We start from the raw sequence: 20,662 nt of genomic DNA, 5'->3' as shown, positions 1-20,662 counted from the left end.
GACTGAGGAAACGACGCAACTCATGACCTCGATCGATCTGAACGCCGACCTCGGCGAGGGCTTCGGCCGCTGGCAGCTCACCGACGACGAACGGCTGCTGTCCGTCGTCACCAGCGCCAACGTGGCCTGCGGCTTCCACGCCGGGGACGCGGCCACCATGCGGCGGGTGTGCGAGCAGGCGGCCGAGCGCGGGGTCCGGATCGGCGCCCAGGTCTCCTACCGGGACCTGGCGGGGTTCGGGCGGCGCGCGATGGACGTGCCGCCCGCCGAGCTGGCGGCCGAAGTGGCCTACCAGATCGGTGCCCTGGAGGTCTTCGCACGGGCGGCGGGCACGCGCGTGTCGTACGTCAAGCCGCACGGCGCGCTCTACAACCGCGTCGTGCACGACGAGGAGCAGGCCGGCGCGGTCGTCGAGGGCGTGCTCCTGGCGGACGCCACGCTGCCCGTGCTCGGCCTGCCCGGCTCACGGGTGCTGGAACTGGCCGCCAAGGCCGGACTCCCGGCCGTCACGGAGGCGTTCGCGGACCGCGCGTACACCGAGCGGGGCACGCTCGTGCCGCGCGGCCAGGACGGTGCCGTGCTCACCGATCCGGAGGCCGTCGTGGAGCGCTCGGTGGGCCTGGCCCGCTCGGGCACGGTCACCTCGCACCGCGGGGTCCCGGTCGAGGTACGCGCGCGTTCCCTGTGCCTGCACGGGGACACGCCCGGCGCCGTCGAGCTGGCCCGCCGGGTGCGGGCGCGTCTTGAGGAGTCGGGGATCCTGGTGGAGGCCTTCGCATGAGGGCGCTGCCCGTCGGTGACGACGCCCTGCTCGTCGAGGTGTCCTCGGGCGAGGAGGCCCGGGCGCTGCACGCGGAGCTGCTGCGGCGCCGCGCGCACGGCGCGCTGTCGGTCCGCGAGATCGTTCCCGCGGCCCGGACGGTCCTGCTGGACGGCCTCACCGACCCGGCCCGCCTCGCCACCGAACTGACCACCTCCGACGTACCGCCCGCTCCCCCACGCGCGCGTGAGACCGTCGAACTGCCGGTGCGCTACGACGGCCCGGACCTGGCCGACGTCGCCGCGCACTGGGGCGTGTCCCCCGAGGAGGCCGCCCGGATCCACGCGGGCACCGAATTCAGCGTCGCCTTCTGCGGCTTCGCCCCCGGCTTCGGCTATCTCACCGGCCTTCCGCCGCGCTACGACGTACCGCGCCGGGCCACCCCGCGCACCGCCGTGCCCGCCGGTGCGGTGGCGCTGGCGGGCCCGTACACGGGCGTGTACCCGCGCTCGTCGCCGGGCGGCTGGCAGTTGATCGGCACCACGGACACCGTGCTGTGGGATCACACGCGCGTGCCGGCCGCGCTGCTGTCACCGGGCACGCGCGTGCGCTTCGTTCCCGTGGGGAGCTCATGAGCGACCACGCGCTGTCCGTCGTACGGGCCGGGGCGCTCACCACCGTGCAGGACCTCGGCCGTCCCGGGCACGCCCACCTCGGCGTGCCCCGCTCCGGGGCGCTGGACCGGCCGGCGGCGGCGCTGGTCAACCGGCTGGTCGGCAACCCGCCCGAGGCGGCGGTGCTGGAGACCACGCTCAACGGCTGCACGCTGCGGCCCCGTTCAGCGGTCACCGTGGCTGTCGCCGGTGCGCCCTGCCGGGTCACGGTGGACGGACGCCCGGTCGCCTGGGGCGCCCCGGTGCACGTGCCCGCGGGTGCGCTCCTGGATGTCGGCGCGGCCAGTTCGGGCGTACGCGGCTATGTGGGCGTGTGCGGCGGCATCGCCGTCGAGCCGGTCCTCGGCAGCCGCTCCACGGACCTGCTGTCCGGCCTCGGTCCACCGCCCCTCACGGACGGCGCGGTGCTGCCCCTGGGCTCACCGACGCGGCCCCACGCACGCGTGGACTTCGCCCCGCAGCCGGCGCCCCCCGCCGAGCTGGTGCTGCGCGTGACCCTGGGCCCGCGCGACGACTGGTTCACGGCGGCGGCCGTGCGTGCCTTCACCTCTCGCGTGTACCGCGTCTCCGCCGCGAGCAACCGCATCGGGCTGCGCACCGAGGGCCCCGCCCTGGAACGGGCGCTCACTCGCGAACTCCCCAGCGAGGGCGTGGTCCTGGGCGCGGTCCAGGTCCCGCCCGACGGCAGGCCGGTCGTGTTCCTGGCCGACCACCCGACGACGGGCGGATACCCGGTGATCGCCGTCGTCCGCGCGGCCGGCCTCCCGGCCGCCGCACAGGCCGTACCGGGCACGCCGGTCCGCTTCGTGGCGGTACGCCGTCGCTGACCGCTGTGCGATCCCTTCCCCGCTATGCCGCCTCCGGTTCGGGCTGGGGCTCCTGGACCGACCGCTGTCCGGGCACGGGCACCGACAGCCCCTCCGGCAGGGACAGGTGCTCAGGGACCAGCCGGTGGTCGGACACGGACAGCCCTTCCGACAGGGACAGGTGCTCGGGCAACCCCATCGGCTCATGCATCCGCCGCTGCTCGGGCAGCCCATCCAGCTCCGGCACCCGCCGCTGTTCGGGCGCCGGCCCCGTCGGCTCGGGCGCCGACAGCGCGGCCAGGGCCCTGGACACCGAGTGTGCCGCTCGCAGGTCGAGCCGGTCGCTGGTGCCCCGCGCGCGGTGCCGCATCTCGACGACGGCGAGGCGCACCAGTTGCGGCAGCAGGTCGTTGCAGCGCCGGATCATCCAGGCGGTACCCGCGGTTGCCAGCCACAGCAGGCTCGCCGACTTGGTGGGCGGCGGAAACTCGGGCTCGGGCGAGGGCGCCGTCTGCGTCGCGATGCCCCGGTGCCTGAGCATCGCGTGGAAGCGCAGCGCGATCTGCCGGTGCCCGCGCTCCCCCGGATGCAGCCGGTCCGAGCTCCACATCGCGCGGTCCATGATCCAGGGGTCGTCGACGGCGTGCAGATGCACCGCCCCGTACCGCTCGGACAGCGTGTGGACCACCGTGTTGACCGCCCGCTGCCTGCGGGCCAGCGGATTGCCCAGCACCCCCGGCAGACCCAGCATCGTGCCCGGGTCGGGCAGACAGGCCGTGAGCACGGCCGTGCCCTGACGGGTGAACGACTCGTAGACCTTGTCGAGGCGCTGGGCGATCTTCTCGATGTCGAAGGTGCTGCGCAGGGTGTCGTTGACGCCCACCAGGACGGACGCGACGTCCGGGCGCAGTTCCAGCGCGGCCGGTAGCTGGGTCTCCAGCACGTCCCGCGTCTGTGCCCCGCTGACCGCGAGGTTGGTGAACTCGGCGGACGGTTCGGACAGCCCGCCGGCGAGCAGCGCTGCCCAGCCGCGCCACGTGTTTCCCACGCGATCGCCGACCCCCTCGGTCAGGGAGTCCCCGAGAGCGACGTAACGGAGCGGTCTCATGCTGCGCCCTCCGCACGCACGAAGGGACGCGCCGGCAGAGCGGCGTCGTGCGCGGTGAGGAAGGCGTCAACCGCCGTGCCCCAGCCGAAGCACTCCGCACGCGCGCGTGCCGCCTCCCGGCGCTCACGCTCGGGACGGTCGAGGATCATCTCCACGGCGTCCGCGAAGGCGTCCCCGTTGTCCGCGGCGGTGGCCCCGGCGGAACCGATCACCTCCGGCAGCGCGGAGGACGCGCTCGCCACGACGGGTGTACCGCAGGCCATGGCCTCCAGCGCGGCCAGCCCGAACGTCTCGGCGGGCCCGGGGGCCAGCGCGACGTCGGCGGAGGCCTGGAGCGCGCCCAGCAGACTCCGGTCGGCGACGTGGCCGAGGAACGTGACCGGCAGGTCCCGCTCCTGCGCCCGCTTCTCAAGCCCCGCGCGCAGCGGGCCGTTCCCCGCCACCACCAGCACGGCGCGCACTCCACGCCGGCGCAGCGACTCCAGGGCGTCGAGGGCGGTGCCGGGCCGCTTCTCCACGGAGAGCCGGGAGCACATCACCAGCAGCGTCTCGTCCGCCCGCGCGTGGGTGGTGCGCAGCGCGGCGTCGCGCAGGGTGGGGCGCCGGTTCATCAGGTCGACGCCCAGCGGAGCCCGTACGACGTTGCGGGCGCCGATCCGCACGAACTCCCGCTCGGCGAACTCGGTGGTGCACACGACCCTCGAGTACGTGTGGGCGGTACGGACGTTGAGGGCGTCGGCGGCACGCCGGGACATGTTCTCCGACAGGCCCCAGGTGCGCAGCACGCCGTCGGCGGTCTCGTGGGAGACCATCACGGCGGGCACCCGGGCGCGGCGGGCCCACTTGCCGGTCCAGCGCAGCGTGGTGCGGTCGGAGACCTCCAGGCGGTCGGGTGCGAGTTCCTCCAGGAGGGAGGCGACCCGCCGCTTGTCGATGAGAACGCGGTAGCCGCCGGTGCCGGGCAGCATCGGGCCGGGCAGGGTGATCACCCGCCCCTGCTCGGTCTCGCAGTCGCTGTACTTCTCACCGGGCACGATCAGGACGGGGTCGTGGCCCGCCAGCTTGAAGCCCTTGCCCAGCTCGCGCAGTGCGGTGCGCAGCCCCCCGGAGGCGGGCGCGACGAAGTTCGCGAGCCGGACGATCCGCAGGCCGGTCATGCCGCCACCACCGCCCGGCGGGCGGCGAGCACATCGGCGTAGTGGCCGATCAGTTGGTCGCCGATGGCCGCCCAGGTGCGGCCGTTCACCGTGGCGTGTCCGGCGGCGCCGTACGCGGCCCGCAGCGCCGGGTCGGCGACGAGGGACCGCACGGCGTTCCGTACGGCGTCGGCGTCCCGCGGCGGCACCAGCAGGCCGGTACGGCCGTGGTCGACCAGGTCGAGCGGACCGCCCGCGGCGGGCGCGACGACGGGCACACCGCTGGCCATGGCCTCCTGCACGGTCTGGCAGAAGGTCTCGAACGGACCGGTGTGGGCGAAGATGTCGAACGAGGCGAAGATCCGGGCGAGGTCGTCTCCGCCGCGGCGGCCCAGGAAGACCGCGCCGGGCAGCGCCTCGGCGAGCGCGGGCTGGCTCGGCCCGTCACCGACGATGACGACCTTGACGCCGGCCAGGCCGCACACCCCGGAGAGCAGCTCGATGTGCTTCTCCGGGGCGAGCCGCCCGACGTAGCCGACGATGACCTCGCCGTTCGGGGCGATTTCGCGGCGCAGCTTCTCGTCGCGGAGCTCGGGTCGGAAGCGGGCGGTGTCCACGCCGCGTGCCCACAGCTTGAGCCGGGGCACTCCGTGGGCCTCCAGGTCGTTCATGGACGCGCTGGAGGGGACGAGGGTGAGGTCGGCGGCGGAGTGGACGGACCGTATGCGCCGCCAGGCGGCGGCCTCGCCGGCGCCCATGTAGGTGCGGGCGTATCCGGCCAGGTCGGTCTGGTAGACGGCGACGGCGGGGATGCCGAGCCGGGCGGCGGCGGCCATGCCGCGCACACCGAGGACGAAGGGGCTGGCCAGGTGCACGACGTCGGGCCGGTGCTGGATCAGCGCGGCGGCGAGGCGCCGGCTGGGGAGCGCGACCCTGACCTGGGGATAGCCGGGGAGCGGGAGGGAGGGGACATGGACGACGGGGCAGGGCGCCATGGAGGCGGCTGCCTTGTTCCCGGGAGCGGGAGCCGGTGCGACGACGAGGGGCACGTGACCGCGATCGACGAGGTGTCGGGCGGTCTGGAGCGCGCAGTGGGCCACGCCGTTCACATCGGGGGGAAAGGATTCGGTCACGATGACGACACGCATACCCGTGTTGTCGCCGTGCTGGACGTGGCCGCGTCAAAGTGGATCTTTCCGAACGACAAACGTCCCATGAGCGTTCCGCTGCGCACCCGAGCGGGTCAGGTCACGTCCATGCGTGCCTGACCCGCTGGTCATCCGGAGTTCACCCGGCGGGCGGATCTCCCTGAAATTCACAGGGTGGACACATGTCCCGCCCGTCGGTCAGCCGGCGGTCGGGTCGGGCCCGATCCGGCTGCGTACGGCGGTCTGGACCTCGGCCTCCTCGGCCGGATCGGCGGCGAGCCGGCGCAGTCGCTCGACGACGCGCGTGTCCCCGGTCTCGGCGTGCCGGGCGGCGATCTCGCGGGTGGTCTCCTCGCAATCCCAGAGGCATTCGACGGCGAATCCGGACGGGAAGGAGGGGTCGGTGGCGGCGAGGGCACGGGCGGTGCGGCCGCGCAGGTGGGACGAGGCGGTCTCGCGATAGATGTGGCGCAGCACGGGGGCTGCGCAGGCGATGCCGAGCCGTCCGGTGCCGTCGACGAGGGTCCACAGCGTCGGGGCGTCGGGGCCCTCGCCGCGTACGGCTTCTCGTAGCGCGGCCAGGACGAGGTCCTTGTCCTCGGCTCCGCCCCGGCAGGAGAGCATGCGTCCGGCGGCGGCACCGAGCGGATCGGGCCGTCGGGCCCAGCCGCGCGCCCGGTCGACGGCGGCGACGCTGCGCATGCGCTCGAAGGCGTCGACGGCGGCCTCCACGACGGCGGGTGTGCCGGTGACCACGGCCGCCTCGATCAGGTCGAGGGCGTCCGGGTCGTTGCTGTCGGCGAGGTAACGCAGGGCGGTACAGCGGGCTCCGTCGAAGCCGTCCTCGGCGGCGGCGACGATCTCGGGCCGGTCCTCGGGGCCCGCGACGGCCATGAGGCACCGGGCGGCCGGCACATGGAGCGCGGCACCACGTTCCATGCCCTGCTGGGCCCACTCGAAGACCGCCTGCACGCTCCACCCCGGACGGGGCCCGGTAGGTCGCATCTGGCGCTGCCAGCGGTCGAAACAGCCGGCCTCCTGAGCGGCACGCACGCGCGTGGCGATCGATTCGCGCGGATCCTTTGCCCACAGCCGCCACGGCCGCGGCTCGAAGGCGTCGCGTACGGCGGAGGCCAGCTCGGCCTCGCCCTCGGGATCGGCCGGGAAACGCGCGAGCACGGGCGCGGCCAGGGCGCGCAGCCCGGTGTCGTCGTCCCTGAGCGCGAGTTCGTCCAGCGCCCAGGCCCAGTTGGAGCCCGAGGCGGCGTACCTGCGCAGCAGTTGCAGGGCGTCCCGCCTGCCGTAGGACGCGAGGTGGCCGAGTACGGCGAGGGCCAGCCCCGTGCGGGACTCCTCGGTGTCGAGGGCGTCCTCGACGTCGAAGAGATGGGCCTCGATCTCGTCCAGCTCGCCGTTCAGGTCGAGGTAGAGACGGGCGTAGTACAGGGAGCGGTTCTCCACCTGCCAGTCGTGGCGGGGGTCCCGCAGCACGCAGTGGTTCAGGGCCGCGAGCGCCTCGGCCCGCGGGGCGGTGAGCGCGTGCAGTGTGCCGTCGCCGCGGCCCCGCTGGAGCAGGCCGAGCAGCGTTCCGCTGGGCGCTATGACCGGTTCGAACATGGGAAACAGCCTCACATCAAGCGTCGACGCAACCGGGGTTCTTGCTTCACCTGGCCGCGTGACAACACGTCGGGGCGCCCGCCGTTTCCTGCTTGCTGTAGACCATCTTCCTCTGCCTCTCGTCGGTGGCCCATGCGGACCGATCACGGCCCGCGCGGTGCGGCAACACCTGCCCAGCCATCGCGTCCGTGAATCACGACGTCATGATGACTCGGCACTTCCATCTGCCGCGACCGAAATTTCGGCGGCCCTGTACCGCCTCCCCCGTTTTCTGTGTTCTAGCTGGTCAGCGCTTCGGCTCAGTGAGCCCCGAATAGTTCGAGCAGCTCGGCCTTGGCGAACATGCGGGCGGTGTCGACCGCCGACGGCGTGCCCTCGGCCGGGTCGGCACCGCTCTCCAGAAGGACCTTGATCACTTCCGTCTCACCCTTGAAGACGGCACCGGCGAGTGGCGTCTGGCCTCGGTCGTTGACACGGTTCGCCTCGGCGCCCCGGGCGAGCAGGGCGCGCACCGCGTCCGCGTGGCCGTGATAGGCGGCGAGCATCACGAGGGAGTCGCCGCGGTCGTTGGTGAGGTTGGCCGGAACGCCGGCGTCGACGTACGCCACGAGCGCCTCGGTCTGCCCCTGCCGGGCCAGATCGAAGATCTTGGTCGCCAGCTCCACGACCTCGGGGTCGGGGGCATCAGTCATCGGCCGGACCGCCTCTCACTACGTACACGGGGACTGCAGGCTGCTGTGGGGAGCAAGGGTACGGCCGGCGAGCGGTGCTCGGCCGTACGAGTGATTCGCCAGCGTACTGGCTAGCGCGGCACATGACCCGGTGCGCCCGAGGCAAAGATCATCGCAGACACAGCCGGACGCGACACCCAAGCTCATCCGGTCAAGGACACTCCGCCACCCGGGGGAAATCTGCCGAATTTCACCCAGTTGCACCTTTTATCGTATGGATACATCCTGTGAGCCTGGAAGTACTCATGGTGACTGTCCCCACAATCCAGGAGCACTCACATGATCCTCTCCATCTCAGGCGTCGTTCTGCTCGGCATCGTCGTCTTCATCTTCTTCCGCAAGGACGGGCTGAAGGCGTCGCACGCCCTGATCTCGGCCCTGTTCGGCTTCTATCTGGCAAGCACGGCGATCGCCCCGAGCATCAAGGCCGGCGGCGAGAGCCTCGCGAGCCTCCTGGGCGGCATCCAGTTCTGACGCCGCCCCACCCGCCCGTACGCACCTGTAGGAGACAGCAGTGGCCCGCCGCCCCCTCCCCCGCATCCTGAGCACAGGCAGCGCGCAGATCGCCCGGAGCCGGGATCTGGCCCGGGCGCAGTTCGCCCGAAGCCGGGAGCTGGCCCGGACGGCCGGCGACAGCGCCTCTGACGTCCTCCATCCACTGATCACGATCACCCGTGGTCTGCGCCGGCTGGCCTCGGCCGGGCGGCGCAGATGGGCCGAGACCCCCAAGGACAGGCGCGGAGCGCTGCTGTTCATGGTGGCCTCGGTGATCCTGGTCGTGGCGCTCGTGCCGTACGGGCCGCTGCTCGCCGTCATCACCGTGATGGCGGCGGCAGCCTGGCAGGGCCGGGACCGCCGGCCGGCGACGCCGGACGGCCCCGACGAGTCCCAGCGGGAGCGACTGCAGGCGCTGTACGAGGCGCTGGTCCCGTACTTCTCCGCGGCCGACGACCCGGCCCCGCTGTACACCCACGGCGGCGAGTGGGAGAAGGCCTTCCCGGAGTTCGACTTCGACGGCACCGGGCGCGTCAGCCGGCTCCTCGTGCGCTACCCGGCCTACTTCACCGACGGCGAGGCCCAGGCCCGCGCTCGGATCGAGCATCTGCTGACGACGAAGTCCGGCCGCGGCCGGGAGTACCACTTCGACTGGGACGAGGAGGGCAACGAGCTCACCGTCACCGTCCTCGCCCCGCTGCCCACCGACATCGCCGCCCAGCGTTTCGTCACGGCCCCCGGCGAGACCGTCCTCGGCTTCACCGACCCCAGCGCGGTCCAGCGGACGCTTCCCCTGACCCATGGCGCCCAGCAGCGCGACGTGCCGCCGGTCGTCTGGCGCACCGGCATCCGCTCCACCGAGCCGCACCTGCTGGTCGTCGGCCAGCCGGGCAGCGGCACCTCGACCCTGCTGCGCTCCATCGCGCTCCAGGCCCTCCAGTACGGCGATGTCGTCATCGTCGAGGGCGGCAGCACCGGCGAGTACGCCTGCCTGACCGGACGGGACGGCGTCCTGGCCGTCGAGTGCGGGCTGGCCGGGGCTCTTGCCAGCATGGAGTGGGCCGCGACGGAGACGGAGCGGCGCCTGATCGCCGTGAACCGGGCCCGGCAGGCCGGCAACCCCCCGCCGGACGACACCAAGCGTCCGCTGTGGCTCCTGCTGGACCGCCCGACCGCGTTCACCCACCTCGCCTCCGCGGACGGCCGCAGGGACCCGCAGTCCCTGCTCCAGGTGCCCCTGCGGCACGGCCGCGCGGCGAGCGTCACGGTGGTCGTGGCCGAGCAGTGGGACACCATGGACGCCCTGTCCGACGCGGTACGGCAGCACACACGCGCGCGTGTCGTGCTCGGCCCCGCGACGGCCCCGCAACTGGAGTCGGCCCTGGGCGCCCCTCCGCACACCACGCCGGTCGCCGACGTCCCGCCCGGTCGCGGCTACGCCCGTCTGGGCACCGGCCCCGTCCATCGCCTCCAGGTCCCGGCGACCCCCGACCCCTACGACGACGCGACGAGCGACGCCCACCGCCAGGCGGTGCTGGAGCTGCTGCCGGAGCGGACGGCGCCGGTGGAGGCGGAGCGGTTGACCGACCTGGAGAAGGCCGAACCGGAGCCGGTCCCCGCGGACGCCGTGGTCGCGGAGACGACCTGACCGCCCTCGGCCGAGGGGGGTCCTGCCGAGACGGCAGCGCCCGGCCAAGGGCGGCCCTGACGACAAGGCGGCACTCGGCCGAGGGCGGCCCTGACGAGACGGCAGCGCCCGGCCAAAGGCGGCCCTGACGAGACGGCAGCGCCCGGCCAAAGGCGGCCCTGACGACAAGGCAGCGCCCGGCCAAGGGCGGCCCTGACGACAAGGCAGCGCGTGCCTGCGTCGGCCCCCTCGCCGCTCAGGCGACGAACGGCCGTACCGACTCCCCCGCTCCGCTGACCCCGCTCACGCCGCTCTCCACCAGCCGGGCCGCCGCGGCGAGCCTGACCGCGGCCTCCTCGGCCACCGCGCCCCCCACGGTGAACGGCAGCCGCACATACCCCTCGAAGGCCCCGTCCACCCCGAACCGGGGCCCGGACGGCACCCGTACTCCGACCCGCTCGCCCGCCTCCGCGAGCCGCGACCCGGACAGGCCCCCGGTGCGGACCCACAGCGTGAGCCCGCCCCCGGGCACCTCGAACTCCCACTCGGGCAGCTCCCGCCGCACCGCCGCGACCAGCGCGTCCCGGTTCTCCCGGGCCTGCCCCCGCCGCACGTCCACGGCCTGCTCCCAACCCCCGGTGCCGAACAGCCAGTTCACAGCGAGCTGCTCCAGCACGGGCGTGCCCAGATCGGCGTAGGCGCGTGCGGCCACGAGGCTGCGGATCACATCCGGAGCCGCCCGCACCCAGCCGATCCGCATGCCCGCCCAGAAGGCCTTGCTGGCCGACCCGACGGTGATCACGGTCGAGCCGGCGGGGTCGAAGGCGCAGACGGGCCGCGGCATCTCGATGTCCGGGTCGAGCCAGAGCTCGCTCATCGTCTCGTCGGCGACCAGCACCGTCCCGGCCGAGCGCGCCGTGTCGACCAGCCGCCGCCGCTGGTCGTCGTCGGCCAGCGCCCCGGTCGGGTTGTGGAAGTCGGCGACGACATAGGCGATCCGCGGCGCCGCCTCCCGCAGCACCTGCCGCCACCGGTCGATGTCCCAGCCGGCCAACCCCTCGGCCATGGCCACGGGCACCAGCCGCGCCCCGGCCTCCCGCATGAGCTGCAGGATGTTCGCGTACGACGGCGACTCGACCGCGATCCGCTCACCGCGGCCCGCGAACAGATGGCAGATCGCGTCGATCGCGCCCATCGCCCCGGTCGTCACCATGATCTGCTCGGGCATGGTCGGAATTCCGCGCTCGGTGTACCGCTCGGCGATCATCGACCGCAGCGCGGGCAGCCCGGCCGGATAGTCGCCGTGGGTGTGGGCGTACGGCGGCAGTTCCTCCAGGGCGCCCTGGACGGCACGGGTCAGCCATGGCTCGGGTGCGGGCAGCGCCGCGCAGCCCAGGTCGATGATGGAGCCGAGCGCCTCCGGCGGCAGCGGCTCAAGGCCGCGCGCGGGCAGCGGGTTCCCGGCCGGTACGGCCGTCCAGCTCCCGGCCCCGCGCCGCGACTCCAGGAAACCCTCGCTGCGCAGCGCCTCGTAGGCGGCGGCCACGGTCGTACGGCTCACGGACAGCGCGAGGGCCAGCTCACGCTCGGCGGGCAGCCGCGCGGCGACCGGAACGCGGCCCTCCAGGACGAGCAGCCGGATGCCGTCGGCCAGCGCCCGATACGCGGGCGGACGTTTGCTGCCCGGCCCCGCGGGGCGATCCTGCTGGGAGGTGAGGAGCCGGGCGAGCTGCGCGGCGCCCACCGCGGAAGTCCACTGCGCCATGATTTCCAGTCCACCTTCTCCGAATTGGCCATGGATGGCGTTACATCCCAAGCCACAGGGTGTCATGCATCAGGCCACTACCACCACAGGGGGGCACGTCTTGTCCACGCAGGGGCATGTCACACAGCGGCTCACGCAGGGGCATCTCGTACGACGGCTGTCGCAGCTCTACATCGGGCTCGCGCTGTACGGCGTGAGCTCGGCACTGCTCGTCGAGGCGGGCCTCGGCCTGGAGCCCTGGAACGTGCTGCACCAGGGCCTCGCCGAGCTGACCGGCCTCACCATCGGCGTCGTCTCGATCGTCGTCGGAGCGGCGGTGCTGCTGCTGTGGATCCCGCTGCGGCAGCGCCCGGGCCTCGGCACGGTCTCCAACGTCTTCGTGGTCGGCATCGCCATGGACACCACGCTCGCCCTGACCCCCGAGGCGCACACCCTGGCCGTCCGGATCCCCCTTCTCCTGGCCGGCATCCTGCTCAACGGCGTCGCCACCGGCCTCTACATCGCCGCCCGCTTCGGCCCCGGCCCCCGGGACGGCCTGATGACCGGCCTGCACCGGCGCACCGGCCGCTCGATCCGCCTGATGCGCACGGCCGTCGAGATCGCGGTCGTGGTGACCGGCTTCGCCCTCGGCGGCACCGTGGGCATCGGCACCCTCCTGTACGCCCTGTCGATCGGCCCGCTCGCCCAGTTCTTCCTGCGGATGTTCGCCGTCCCCACGGCATCCGACGGCAGCACGGTCGTTGCCACCGGGCAACCCCGGGGAGCGATACTGCGTCCGTGAGCACCACGCGGATACGCCACCCCTACCTCGACCACCCCGGCCCGATCCCCTTCGCCCATCGGGGCGGGGCGGCGGACGGCCTGGAGAACACCGAGTTCCAGTTCCGGCGCGCGGTCGAAGCGGGCTACCGGTACATCGAGACCGACGTCCACACCACGCGCGACGGCAAGCTCGTCGCGTTCCACGACTCGACCCTGGACCGGGTGACGGACGGGGCGGGCCGGATCGCCGACCTGCCCTGGGCCGACGTACGGCAGGCGCGCGTGGCCGGCAAGGAGCCGGTGCCCCTGTTCGAGCAGTTGCTGGAGACCTTTCCCGACGTCCGCTGGAACGTCGACCTCAAGGCGGAGCCGGCGCTTCACCCCTTCCTGGAGCTCATCGAACGCACCAACGCCTGGGACCGCATCTGCGTCGGCTCCTTCTCCGAGGCCCGTGTCGTCCGCGCCCAGCGACTGGCCGGCCCCCGCCTCGCGACGTCGTACGGCACCCGGGGCGTTCTGAACCTGCGGCTGCGCTCCTGGGGAGTGCCGGCGGCGCTGCGCGGTTCGGCGGTCGCCGCCCAGGTGCCCGAGACGCAGTCCGGCATCCAGGTGGTGGACCACCGCTTCGTGCGCACCGCCCACGCGCGCGGGCTCCAGGTGCACGTGTGGACCATCAATGATCCCGATGTGATGCACCGGCTCCTGGACCTGGGAGTCGATGGCATCATGACCGATCACATCGACACGTTGCGCAAGGTCATGGAGGACCGGGGCGTCTGGGTCTGACCCGGTCCGCGGCTCGCTCCGCCCTCGCGCGGGATCATCACGGGGAAGCGAGGGCACGGGGTGGGCACCGATACCGTGCGAACCGACGCGGCGGACGAGGCCGCGGGACGGCGGCGCGAGCAGCGCGGCTGGTACTTCTACGACTGGGCGTGCTCCGTCTACTCGACGAGCGTGCTCACCGTGTTCCTCGGCCCCTATCTGACGTCGGTCGCCGAGGAGGCGGCGGACGCGGACGGGTTCGTCCACCCTCTGGGCATCCCGGTGCGTGCGGGCTCCTTCTTCGCGTACTCGGTGTCCCTGTCGGTCATCGTGGCCGTCCTGGTGATGCCCCTGGTGGGCGCTGCCGCCGACCGCAGCGGCCGCAAGAAGCCCCTGCTCGCGGTCGCCGCCTACGTGGGAGCGGCCGCCACCACGGCCATGTTCTTCCTGGGCGGCGAGCGCTATCTGCTCGGCGGATTCCTGCTGGTGGTGGCGAACGCGGCCCAGTCGGTCGCGATGCTGCTCTACAACTCCTACCTCCCGCAGATCGCCCCGCCGGAGGAACGCGACGCGGTCTCCTCGCGCGGCTGGGCCTTCGGCTACGCGTCGGGCTCGCTGATGCTGGTCGTGAACCTGGTCCTGTACCTGGCGCACGACTCCTTCGGCGTCTCGGAGAGCACGGCCGTCCGCATCTGTCTGGCCTCGGCCGGCCTGTGGTGGGGCGCCTGGGCGCTCATCCCGCTACGGCGACTGCGCGACCGCCGCTCCACCGGCGACCCCGGGACCAGGAAGTCGGGCGCGATGGGTTTCCGGCAGCTCGCCGCGACGATCCGCGACATGCGCCGCCACCCGCTGACGCTCGCCTTCCTGCTCGCCTACCTGATCTACAACGACGGCATCCAGACGGTGATCTCCCAGGCGTCGATCTACGGCTCCGAGGAACTGGGCCTCGGGCAGTCAACCCTCATCGGCGCCGTGCTGCTGGTCCAGGTGCTGGCGGTGGCGGGGGCGCTGGGGATGGGACGGCTGGCCCGGATCTACGGGGCGAAGCGGACGATCCTCGGCTCACTCGTCGCGTGGACGGTGACATTGGCCGCCGGGTACTTCCTGCCGGCCGGGGCGCCGGTGTGGTTCTTCGTCCTCGCGGCCGGCATCGGGCTGGTCCTGGGCGGCAGCCAGGCCCTGTCCCGGTCCCTGTTCTCGCATCTCGTCCCGCCGGGGAAGGAGGCCGAGTACTTCTCCGCGTACGAGCTCAGCGACCGCGGCATGAGCTGGCTGGGCCCACTTCTGTTCGGGCTCACCTACCAGCTCACCGGAAGTTACCGGGACGCGATCATCTCCCTGGTGGCCTTCTTCATACTCGGATTCGTCCTGCTCGCGAGGGTTCCGGTACGCAGGGCGATCGGCGACGCGGGCAACCCGGTGCCGACGACGATTTAGCGTTCCGAGTGAAAGGGCGGTAGTGTACGCGTTTGGCCTGCCAGGCGTACCGTTACTGCGCGTCAAAGATGCCGAAACGCTGGGTTACATCTGCTAGCAGATGTGACAAACCGGGCGCCGGTGGGTACGACATTGGTCAGCAAGGCTGCGGCTACGACGGCGACGCACGACCCGGAACGTGACGCGGAACGGGAATCTTTACCGCCGACCGGACGTTGACCGGATGACGACGACAGCGACACCTGTCCTGTGGGCGACAAGCCCGGGAGGCACGATTCATGAGTGAGCGAGCTCTTCGCGGCACGCGCCTCGTGGTGACCAGCTACGAGACGGACCGCGGCATCGACCTGGCCCCGCGCCAGGCCGTGGAGTACGCATGCGAGAAGGGGCACCGGTTTGAGATGCCCTTCTCGGTCGAGGCGGAGATCCCGCCGGAGTGGGAGTGCAAGGTCTGCGGGGCCCAGGCACTCCTCGTGGACGGCGACGGCCCTGAAGAGAAGAAGGCCAAGCCCGCGCGTACACATTGGGACATGCTGATGGAGCGGCGTACCCGCGAGGAACTCGAAGAGGTCCTCGAGGAACGTCTTGCGGTCCTGCGCTCCGGGGCGATGAACATCGCAGTTCACCCCCGGGACAGCCGCAAGTCCGCATAGTCCCTGCGCGGCTTGGATTTACCAGGTAACGCGTACAACCGCGGGCGCCGTACGTCTTGATGACGTACGGCGCCCGCGGTTTTCGTGTTTTTCGTGTGCCCGGTTTCGGGTGCGGGGCGACGAGTCGACGCGCATCAGTGGGATACGAGGGGACCGGGACCCGGCCCCGTCAGCCCCGTCGGCGGCTCAGCCGGTCAGCGGCGGCCGCGGCCCCTGCGGGGCGTCACCCGGCTCGTCCCGGATGACCTCACCCTGCACGACCTTGCCGTCGGGGCGGTGAATGCGAGCCTGCTGGAAGGCGTCACCGAACGAACCGGAGGTCGCCTCGCGCAGCTTGCGGTCGAAGGTCCGCTCGGCATAGCGGCTCAGGGCCTTCTGGACCGGCGGTATCAGCAGGACCAGGCCCAGCGCGTCCGAGATCAGGCCCGGCAGCATGATCAGCAGGCCGCCCAGCATCATCAGCCCGTTGCCACCGCCGTCGGCCGGGGTGCCGCCGCGCTGGAGCGCCTCGTTCAGCGCCTGGAAGGCGCGCCGGCCCGCCCGCTTGATCACCACCGAGCCGCGCACCAGACCGGCGACCAGCAGCAGGAACACCGCGAGCCCGCCGATCGCGTCCGCGACCACGGTCAGCAGCCAGATCTCCAGCACCAGCCACGCGGCGATGCCCAGCGGCAGGAAGGTGCGCAGCCGGGAACGCCGGGGCCGGGCGGGATACGTAGGGGTCGGTGCGCCAGTCGTCATGCGTCCAGTGTGCCTGGGCGCGGCTCAGAGCGGGATAAACGGACGGCGGCGCCTGCCGTACGGTCGCGGGACGCGGCCGGCGCGGCTTTCACCGACGCCGAGGCCCCGGTCGCGGAGCCGCGCCTAGTGCCCTACGCCTGCGACTGCGGGGGCTGCTTGGGCTGCGGCTGCTGCGGTGAGGCCGGCTTGGAGCGGCTCAGCAGCTTGCCCACCCGCTCCTGCGCTCCCCAGGTGGTGACCCGCCACAGCGCCTCGACCAGGATGTCGCGGCTCATCTTCGAGTCACCGAGCTCCCGCTCGACGAAGGTGATCGGCACCTCCACCACGTGGTAGCCGGCCTTGACCGCGCGGCGGGCGAGGTCGACCTGGAAGCAGTAGCCCTGGGAGGCGACGTCGTCCAGGCCGAGGCCCTCGAGCGTCTCGCGGCGGAAGGCCCGGTAGCCGCCGGTGATGTCGCGCAGCGGCAGGTCCAGGGCGACGCGGGAGTACAGGCTGCCGCCGCGGGAGATGAACTCCCGGGACTTGGGCCAGTTCACGACCCGGCCGCCCGGCACCCAGCGCGAGCCGAGCACGAGGTCGGCACCCTTGAGGGCGGTCAGCAGGCGGGGCAGCTCCTCGGGCTGGTGGGAGCCGTCGGCGTCCATCTCGATCAGGACGCCGTAGTCGTGCTCCATGCCCCAGCGGAAGCCCGCGAGGTAGGCCGCGCCGAGGCCCTCTTTGCCCTTACGGTGCAGGACCTGGACGTGGTCGTCCTCGGCGGCCAGCTCGTCCGCGAGCTTGCCGGTGCCGTCGGGGCTGTTGTCGTCGGCCACCAGAACATGCGCGTCCGGCACCGCCCCCCGGACCCGGCCGACGATGCTCTTGATGTTCTCCGCCTCGTTGTAGGTCGGAATGATCACCAACGCCGTGCCGAGCGGACCGAACCGCTTCCCCCGGTCCTGTGCCGCGAGGGTCCCGTCGCCGTCGTTCACTGCTGCCCCTTCATCTCTACGCAGAGGACCACCATAGTGGTCGCGGCCTGCGCTGACGTGACAGCACGTTCGTATGGCGGTGCCGATTGCGCAAGAGCGGGGTAAGTACGGGTTTCGCGCGGCCCGTGCTCCGGTGCACGCACGCTGCGGATGGGGGCCCGGCGCCCTTCGGGCCGACCTGGGACCCGCTGGCTGCGGGTCGACCGAAAGCCGTTGTCTACTGAGCGCCCGGGCCCCATCCGGGTCACACCTCCCCGACCGGCCGGAAAGTTCCGTCGTCGCCGCGCGAGCGCTGAGCCTGGCTCCCAGTGGCGGTGCCCGGTGCGGCACACCGTCCCTGACCCAGCGGCGTTGCGACGAGATCCCGGAAGTTCCGCGGTTGCCCGGTCGGGCGTCCGGTGGTGGACTCGGCCGAACCTACCGGCCTCGGGCCTGCGCCTGTCAACAGCCGTTTGACCTGCGGCTTTTAACCCATTTCGCTGGTCGAAGCAGAGGATGCGCAGGTCGCGCGACGGGGCGGCGCGCGGTGATCGGGTTCGCGCCACCCCGGGAGATCACTCGCCCGGCCGTACGAAGACCGTTCGTCCGCCCACCACCGTGCTCAGGCAGACCGGCAGGTCACGGCCCGGGGTCAGGTCGGGCAGGCCGGGGGTGCCGGAGCGCGGGTCGGTGGACCAGCGCGCGACCCGGTCGTCGGGTGCCTGGACCACCAGTTCTTCGGTGCGCCACACGGCGTAGTCGGCGGGCGCGCCCGGCACCAGGACGCCCGCGTCGTCGCGTCCGATCGCCCGCCAGCCGCCGCGCGTGTGCGCCGTGAACGCGGCGCGCACGGACACCCGGTGCTCGGGCGTGTGGTGGAAGGCCGCCGCGCGGACCGTGCCCCAGGGGTCGAGGGGCGTGACGGGGCTGTCGGAGCCGAAGGCGAGCGGGACGCCCGCGCGCAGCAGCGCCGCGAAGGGGTTCAGGGAGCGGGCGCGCTCGGCGCCGAGGCGCTGGGCGTACATCCCCTCCGCGCCGCCCCACAGCGCGTCGAAGGCCGGCTGCACCGAGGCCGTCAGGCCCAGCTCGGCGAAGGCGGCCACGGCCTCGGGGGTCAGCATCTCGGCGTGCTCGACCCGGTGCCGGGCGGCGCGGACGCGGGCGAGGCCGACCTTCTCGGCGGCGGCGCGCACGCCCTCCACGACGGCGGTCACGGCCGCGTCGCCGATCGCGTGGAAGCCCGCCTGGACGCCGGCCTCGGTGCAGGCGGCGACATGGGCGGCGACGGCGGCCGTGTCGAGGTAGGCGGTGCCGGTGTGGTCGGCGTCGGCGTACGGCTGGTGCAGACAGGCCGTGTGCGAGCCGAGGGCGCCGTCGACGAACAGGTCACCGGCCGCGCCGAGCGCGCCCAGCTCGCGCGCCTTGGCCACGTCCTGCTCGGCCCAGTAGCCGACGACCCGCGGCCCGGCCTCCTCGGCGGCGAGCCGGAGCAGCCCGGTGAAGTCGTCCTCGGAGGAGATGTCCGGCCCGCCGCACTCGTGGACCGTGCCGATCCCGAGGGAGGCGGCGTGCGCCAGGGCGGCACGCTGGGCCTCGACGCGCTGGGCCGGGGTGATGGAGGCCAGCGCGGTCGCGCGGACCTTGTGGTGGGCGTCGGCGACGAGCGGGCCGTCGACGGCTCCGAGGTCCCCGGGCGTCATGTCCAGCAAGGCCGTGGTGACGACGGCGGAGTGGACGTCGATGCGGGACAGGTACAGCGGGCGGCCGCCGGTGGCAGCGTCGAGCTCGGCGCGCGTCGGCGGGCGGCCACCGGGCCAGCGGGCGGCGTCCCAGCCGTGGCCGAGCAGGACCCGGTCGGCCGGGCGGGCGGCGGCGAAGTCCCGTACGAGGTCGAGAGCGGCCTGAAGGGACGGGGCGCCGGACAGGTCGAGGCCGGTCAGGGCGAGGCCCGTGGCGGTGGTGTGCACATGGGCGTCGGTGAACGCGGGGGTGACCAGGGCACCGTCCAGATCGACGACCTCGTCCACACCGCCCGCGAAGGCGTCGGCGGCTCCCTCGGACCCGACCCAGGCGACCTGGCCGCGCTCCACGACCATCGCGGTGGCGAAGGGGTCGGCGGGGCTGTGGACTTCTCCTCGGCGCAGGAGAACGGTCTGCGGCTGGGCGGTGGACTCAATCATGGGAAACAGTCTCGCGCCTCACCAGGGCCGCTCCGAACAGGGGGCCCTGCAACGCCCCCGAAGGGGCGCGGGGAACTGCGCGACCAGCCATCGGCAACCCGCAGCCAAAGACCAACCACCGCCCCAACGGCGATCAGATCTTTGGCGGCCGAGCTTCATACGGCGTCGACAGAACCACCGTCGTCCGCGTGGAAACCCCCGCGAGCGACCGCACCCGGGCCAGCAGCTCCTCCAGCTCGTGCGGCGTGGCCACCCGCACCTTCAGGATGTAGTTCTCGTCGCCCGCCACGCTGTGGCACGCCTCGATCTCGGGCACACCGGCGAGCCGGTCCGCGATGTCGTCGGGGGCGCTGGGATCGAACGGTTTCACCGAGATGAAGGCCGTCATGGGCAGCCCCACGGCCTCGGGGTCGACGACCGCGGCATAGCCACGGATGACGCCACGCTGCTCCAGCCGGCGCACCCGCTGGTGCACGGCCGACGTGGACAGGCCGGTGGCCTTGCCCAGGTCGGTGTAGCTCATCCGCCCGTCCTTGACGAGCAGCTGCACGATTTGTCGGTCCAGCTCCTCCATGGCGCAAGAACCTACAGTGCGGCTGATCTCCTCGGATACCTCAGCAGCCCAGGTCATGCCCGGTTTGTGATGTGGCGCGCGGTCGACCGTGAGCCGCCTGAGGGACAAACCGGCCGCCTCGGGCACCTGCGGGCGGCATGTGACGAAGGCCACAGGCCCCGAACAGGCTCCGTGATGTGCCCGTGATTAATGCCGAGACGAGGCGGGAAGTGCTTGCTGTGGTCGAGGCCGCAGTGCCGTCACGGCCCAGCCCGAGGGGGAGAATCCCATGCAGAGTCTTAAGCGCCCTGGTCGTACCACGCCCAAGCGGCCGCAACTGGTCGTCGAGCCCGCTCCGGAGGGCGTCGAACCCGACGCCCTGGAGGACGACGACGAACTCGACGCGTACGACACCTTCGAGATGTACCGGGTGATCTGCCCGGACTGCGCGCAGCCCATCGCCCTGCTGGCGGACGAGGAGATCCTGCCGGAGCACGCGCTGTGCGCCTCGCCGTGGAACCCGTTCGGCCTCACGGTCTGCGCCGGCACGGGCCGCCGGGCCGCCGAGGCCCGCTCCGCCGACGAGTCGGACGAGCCCCAGGAGCAGGACACCGCCCTGCTGTTGACGCTCCCTCAGGGGCTGGACTGGCGGACCCAGCCGTTCTCGCACGTCGGCGGCCCGGGCTCCCGCCCGATCAGGGTCCCGGCCATGCGGCGCCAGGCCGCCTGAGCGCGCACGCCGTTCTCTCGC

At 72.8% G+C, this 20,662-nt stretch carries 20 protein-coding genes and 1 pseudogene; 11 read left to right on the top strand and 10 right to left on the bottom strand.

Annotation, left to right across the window (positions count from 1 at the left end; genetic code table 11):
• Positions 1–22 precede the first annotated feature (22 nt).
• Genes ACZ69Q_RS36935 through ACZ69Q_RS36925 form a run of 3 tightly spaced genes read left to right on the top strand, consistent with a single transcriptional unit; the run spans position 23 to position 2,261 of the window.
• Positions 23–781 carry a LamB/YcsF family protein gene (locus ACZ69Q_RS36935; RefSeq protein WP_471050826.1) on the top strand — a complete coding sequence of 253 codons (759 nt, stop codon included), beginning with the start codon at positions 23–25 and terminating at the stop codon, positions 779–781.
• Positions 778–1,395 carry a 5-oxoprolinase subunit B family protein gene (locus ACZ69Q_RS36930; RefSeq protein WP_471050823.1) on the top strand — a complete coding sequence of 206 codons (618 nt, stop codon included), beginning with the start codon at positions 778–780 and terminating at the stop codon, positions 1,393–1,395. The genes ACZ69Q_RS36935 and ACZ69Q_RS36930 overlap by 4 nt, the downstream gene beginning before the upstream one ends.
• The gene (locus tag ACZ69Q_RS36925; RefSeq protein ID WP_471050820.1) at positions 1,392–2,261 is read left to right on the top strand and encodes a 5-oxoprolinase subunit C family protein; all 870 of its coding nucleotides are present in this window, start codon (positions 1,392–1,394) and stop codon (positions 2,259–2,261) included. The genes ACZ69Q_RS36930 and ACZ69Q_RS36925 overlap by 4 nt, the downstream gene beginning before the upstream one ends.
• Positions 2,262–2,517: 256 nt before the next feature.
• On the opposite strand, the pseudogene ACZ69Q_RS36920 reads toward ACZ69Q_RS36925, so the two are convergent.
• From ACZ69Q_RS36920 to ACZ69Q_RS36910, 3 genes and pseudogenes are all read right to left on the bottom strand, one after another.
• A pseudogene (locus ACZ69Q_RS36920) lies at positions 2,518–3,348 on the bottom strand (SGNH/GDSL hydrolase family protein); the annotation flags it as partial.
• Positions 3,345–4,505, bottom strand: a complete 1,161-nt coding sequence (locus tag ACZ69Q_RS36915; protein ID WP_471050817.1) for a glycosyltransferase — start codon at positions 4,503–4,505, stop codon at positions 3,345–3,347. The pseudogene ACZ69Q_RS36920 and the gene ACZ69Q_RS36915, both read right to left, overlap by 4 nt.
• Entirely contained in the window at positions 4,502–5,632 is a 1,131-nt protein-coding gene (locus ACZ69Q_RS36910) for a glycosyltransferase family 4 protein (protein WP_471050815.1), read from the bottom strand. The genes ACZ69Q_RS36915 and ACZ69Q_RS36910 overlap by 4 nt, the downstream gene beginning before the upstream one ends.
• Between ACZ69Q_RS36910 and ACZ69Q_RS36905 the strand changes: the two genes are divergently transcribed.
• Positions 5,534–5,752 (top strand): hypothetical protein, encoded by a 219-nt coding sequence (locus ACZ69Q_RS36905; protein ID WP_471050914.1) that lies wholly within the window; start codon positions 5,534–5,536, stop codon positions 5,750–5,752. The genes ACZ69Q_RS36910 and ACZ69Q_RS36905 overlap by 99 nt on opposite strands.
• 78 nt (positions 5,753–5,830) lie before the next feature.
• On the opposite strand, the gene ACZ69Q_RS36900 is transcribed toward ACZ69Q_RS36905, so the two are convergent.
• Positions 5,831–7,249, bottom strand: a complete 1,419-nt coding sequence (locus ACZ69Q_RS36900; protein WP_471050812.1) for a HEAT repeat domain-containing protein — start codon at positions 7,247–7,249, stop codon at positions 5,831–5,833.
• 299 nt (positions 7,250–7,548) lie between these two features.
• The gene (locus ACZ69Q_RS36895) at positions 7,549–7,941 is read right to left on the bottom strand and encodes an ankyrin repeat domain-containing protein (protein ID WP_471050810.1); all 393 of its coding nucleotides are present in this window, start codon (positions 7,939–7,941) and stop codon (positions 7,549–7,551) included.
• A gap of 318 nt (positions 7,942–8,259) precedes the next feature.
• Between ACZ69Q_RS36895 and ACZ69Q_RS36890 the strand changes: the two genes are divergently transcribed.
• Together ACZ69Q_RS36890 and ACZ69Q_RS36885 are read left to right on the top strand one after the other, a co-directional pair.
• Positions 8,260–8,454 (top strand): hypothetical protein, encoded by a 195-nt coding sequence (locus tag ACZ69Q_RS36890; protein WP_004002760.1) that lies wholly within the window; start codon positions 8,260–8,262, stop codon positions 8,452–8,454.
• Positions 8,455–8,494: 40 nt separating this feature from the next.
• On the top strand, positions 8,495–10,123 hold the full coding sequence (locus ACZ69Q_RS36885; RefSeq protein WP_471050807.1) for an ATP-binding protein: 1,629 nt from the start codon (positions 8,495–8,497) through the stop codon (positions 10,121–10,123).
• 235 nt (positions 10,124–10,358) lie between these two features.
• On the opposite strand, the gene ACZ69Q_RS36880 is transcribed toward ACZ69Q_RS36885, so the two are convergent.
• A complete protein-coding gene (locus ACZ69Q_RS36880) occupies positions 10,359–11,867 on the bottom strand; it encodes an SCO1417 family PLP biosynthesis transcription factor (RefSeq protein WP_471050804.1) in 1,509 nt (502 codons plus the stop codon).
• A 64-nt stretch (positions 11,868–11,931) separates the two neighbouring features.
• Between ACZ69Q_RS36880 and yczE the strand changes: the two genes are divergently transcribed.
• The 4 genes from yczE to ACZ69Q_RS36860 all read left to right on the top strand — a co-directional run bounded on the left by yczE (position 11,932) and on the right by ACZ69Q_RS36860 (position 15,487).
• The gene (gene yczE / locus ACZ69Q_RS36875; protein WP_471050801.1) at positions 11,932–12,648 is read left to right on the top strand and encodes a membrane protein YczE; all 717 of its coding nucleotides are present in this window, start codon (positions 11,932–11,934) and stop codon (positions 12,646–12,648) included.
• On the top strand, positions 12,645–13,415 hold the full coding sequence (locus ACZ69Q_RS36870) for a glycerophosphodiester phosphodiesterase (RefSeq protein WP_471050798.1): 771 nt from the start codon (positions 12,645–12,647) through the stop codon (positions 13,413–13,415). Before yczE ends, ACZ69Q_RS36870 begins: the two co-directional genes overlap by 4 nt.
• 60 nt (positions 13,416–13,475) lie before the next feature.
• Positions 13,476–14,834 (top strand): MFS transporter, encoded by a 1,359-nt coding sequence (locus tag ACZ69Q_RS36865; protein ID WP_471050795.1) that lies wholly within the window; start codon positions 13,476–13,478, stop codon positions 14,832–14,834.
• Between the two features lie 278 nt (positions 14,835–15,112).
• The gene (locus ACZ69Q_RS36860; protein ID WP_003977404.1) at positions 15,113–15,487 is read left to right on the top strand and encodes an RNA polymerase-binding protein RbpA; all 375 of its coding nucleotides are present in this window, start codon (positions 15,113–15,115) and stop codon (positions 15,485–15,487) included.
• 186 nt (positions 15,488–15,673) lie between these two features.
• On the opposite strand, the gene fxsA is transcribed toward ACZ69Q_RS36860, so the two are convergent.
• The 4 genes from fxsA to ACZ69Q_RS36840 all read right to left on the bottom strand — a co-directional run bounded on the left by fxsA (position 15,674) and on the right by ACZ69Q_RS36840 (position 19,932).
• Positions 15,674–16,228, bottom strand: a complete 555-nt coding sequence (gene fxsA / locus ACZ69Q_RS36855) for an FxsA family membrane protein (protein WP_471050792.1) — start codon at positions 16,226–16,228, stop codon at positions 15,674–15,676.
• Positions 16,229–16,359: 131 nt separating this feature from the next.
• Positions 16,360–17,199, bottom strand: coding sequence for a polyprenol monophosphomannose synthase (locus ACZ69Q_RS36850; protein ID WP_471050789.1), 840 nt, complete (start codon positions 17,197–17,199; stop codon positions 16,360–16,362).
• Positions 17,200–17,753: 554 nt separating this feature from the next.
• Complete coding sequence (locus ACZ69Q_RS36845) at positions 17,754–19,358, bottom strand: amidohydrolase (RefSeq protein ID WP_471050786.1); 1,605 nt, start codon at positions 19,356–19,358, stop codon at positions 17,754–17,756.
• 133 nt (positions 19,359–19,491) lie between these two features.
• Entirely contained in the window at positions 19,492–19,932 is a 441-nt protein-coding gene (locus tag ACZ69Q_RS36840; RefSeq protein ID WP_132853528.1) for an Lrp/AsnC ligand binding domain-containing protein, read from the bottom strand.
• Between the two features lie 268 nt (positions 19,933–20,200).
• On the opposite strand from ACZ69Q_RS36840, the gene ACZ69Q_RS36835 reads away from it, so the two are divergent.
• Positions 20,201–20,641, top strand: coding sequence for a hypothetical protein (locus ACZ69Q_RS36835; protein WP_471050783.1), 441 nt, complete (start codon positions 20,201–20,203; stop codon positions 20,639–20,641).
• Positions 20,642–20,662 lie beyond the last annotated feature (21 nt).

It is taken from the genome of Streptomyces sp. NPDC036764 (assembly GCF_055609385.1).
Note: the sequence above shows the minus strand (reverse complement) of the source record. Positions and strands in the feature narration are given on the sequence as shown.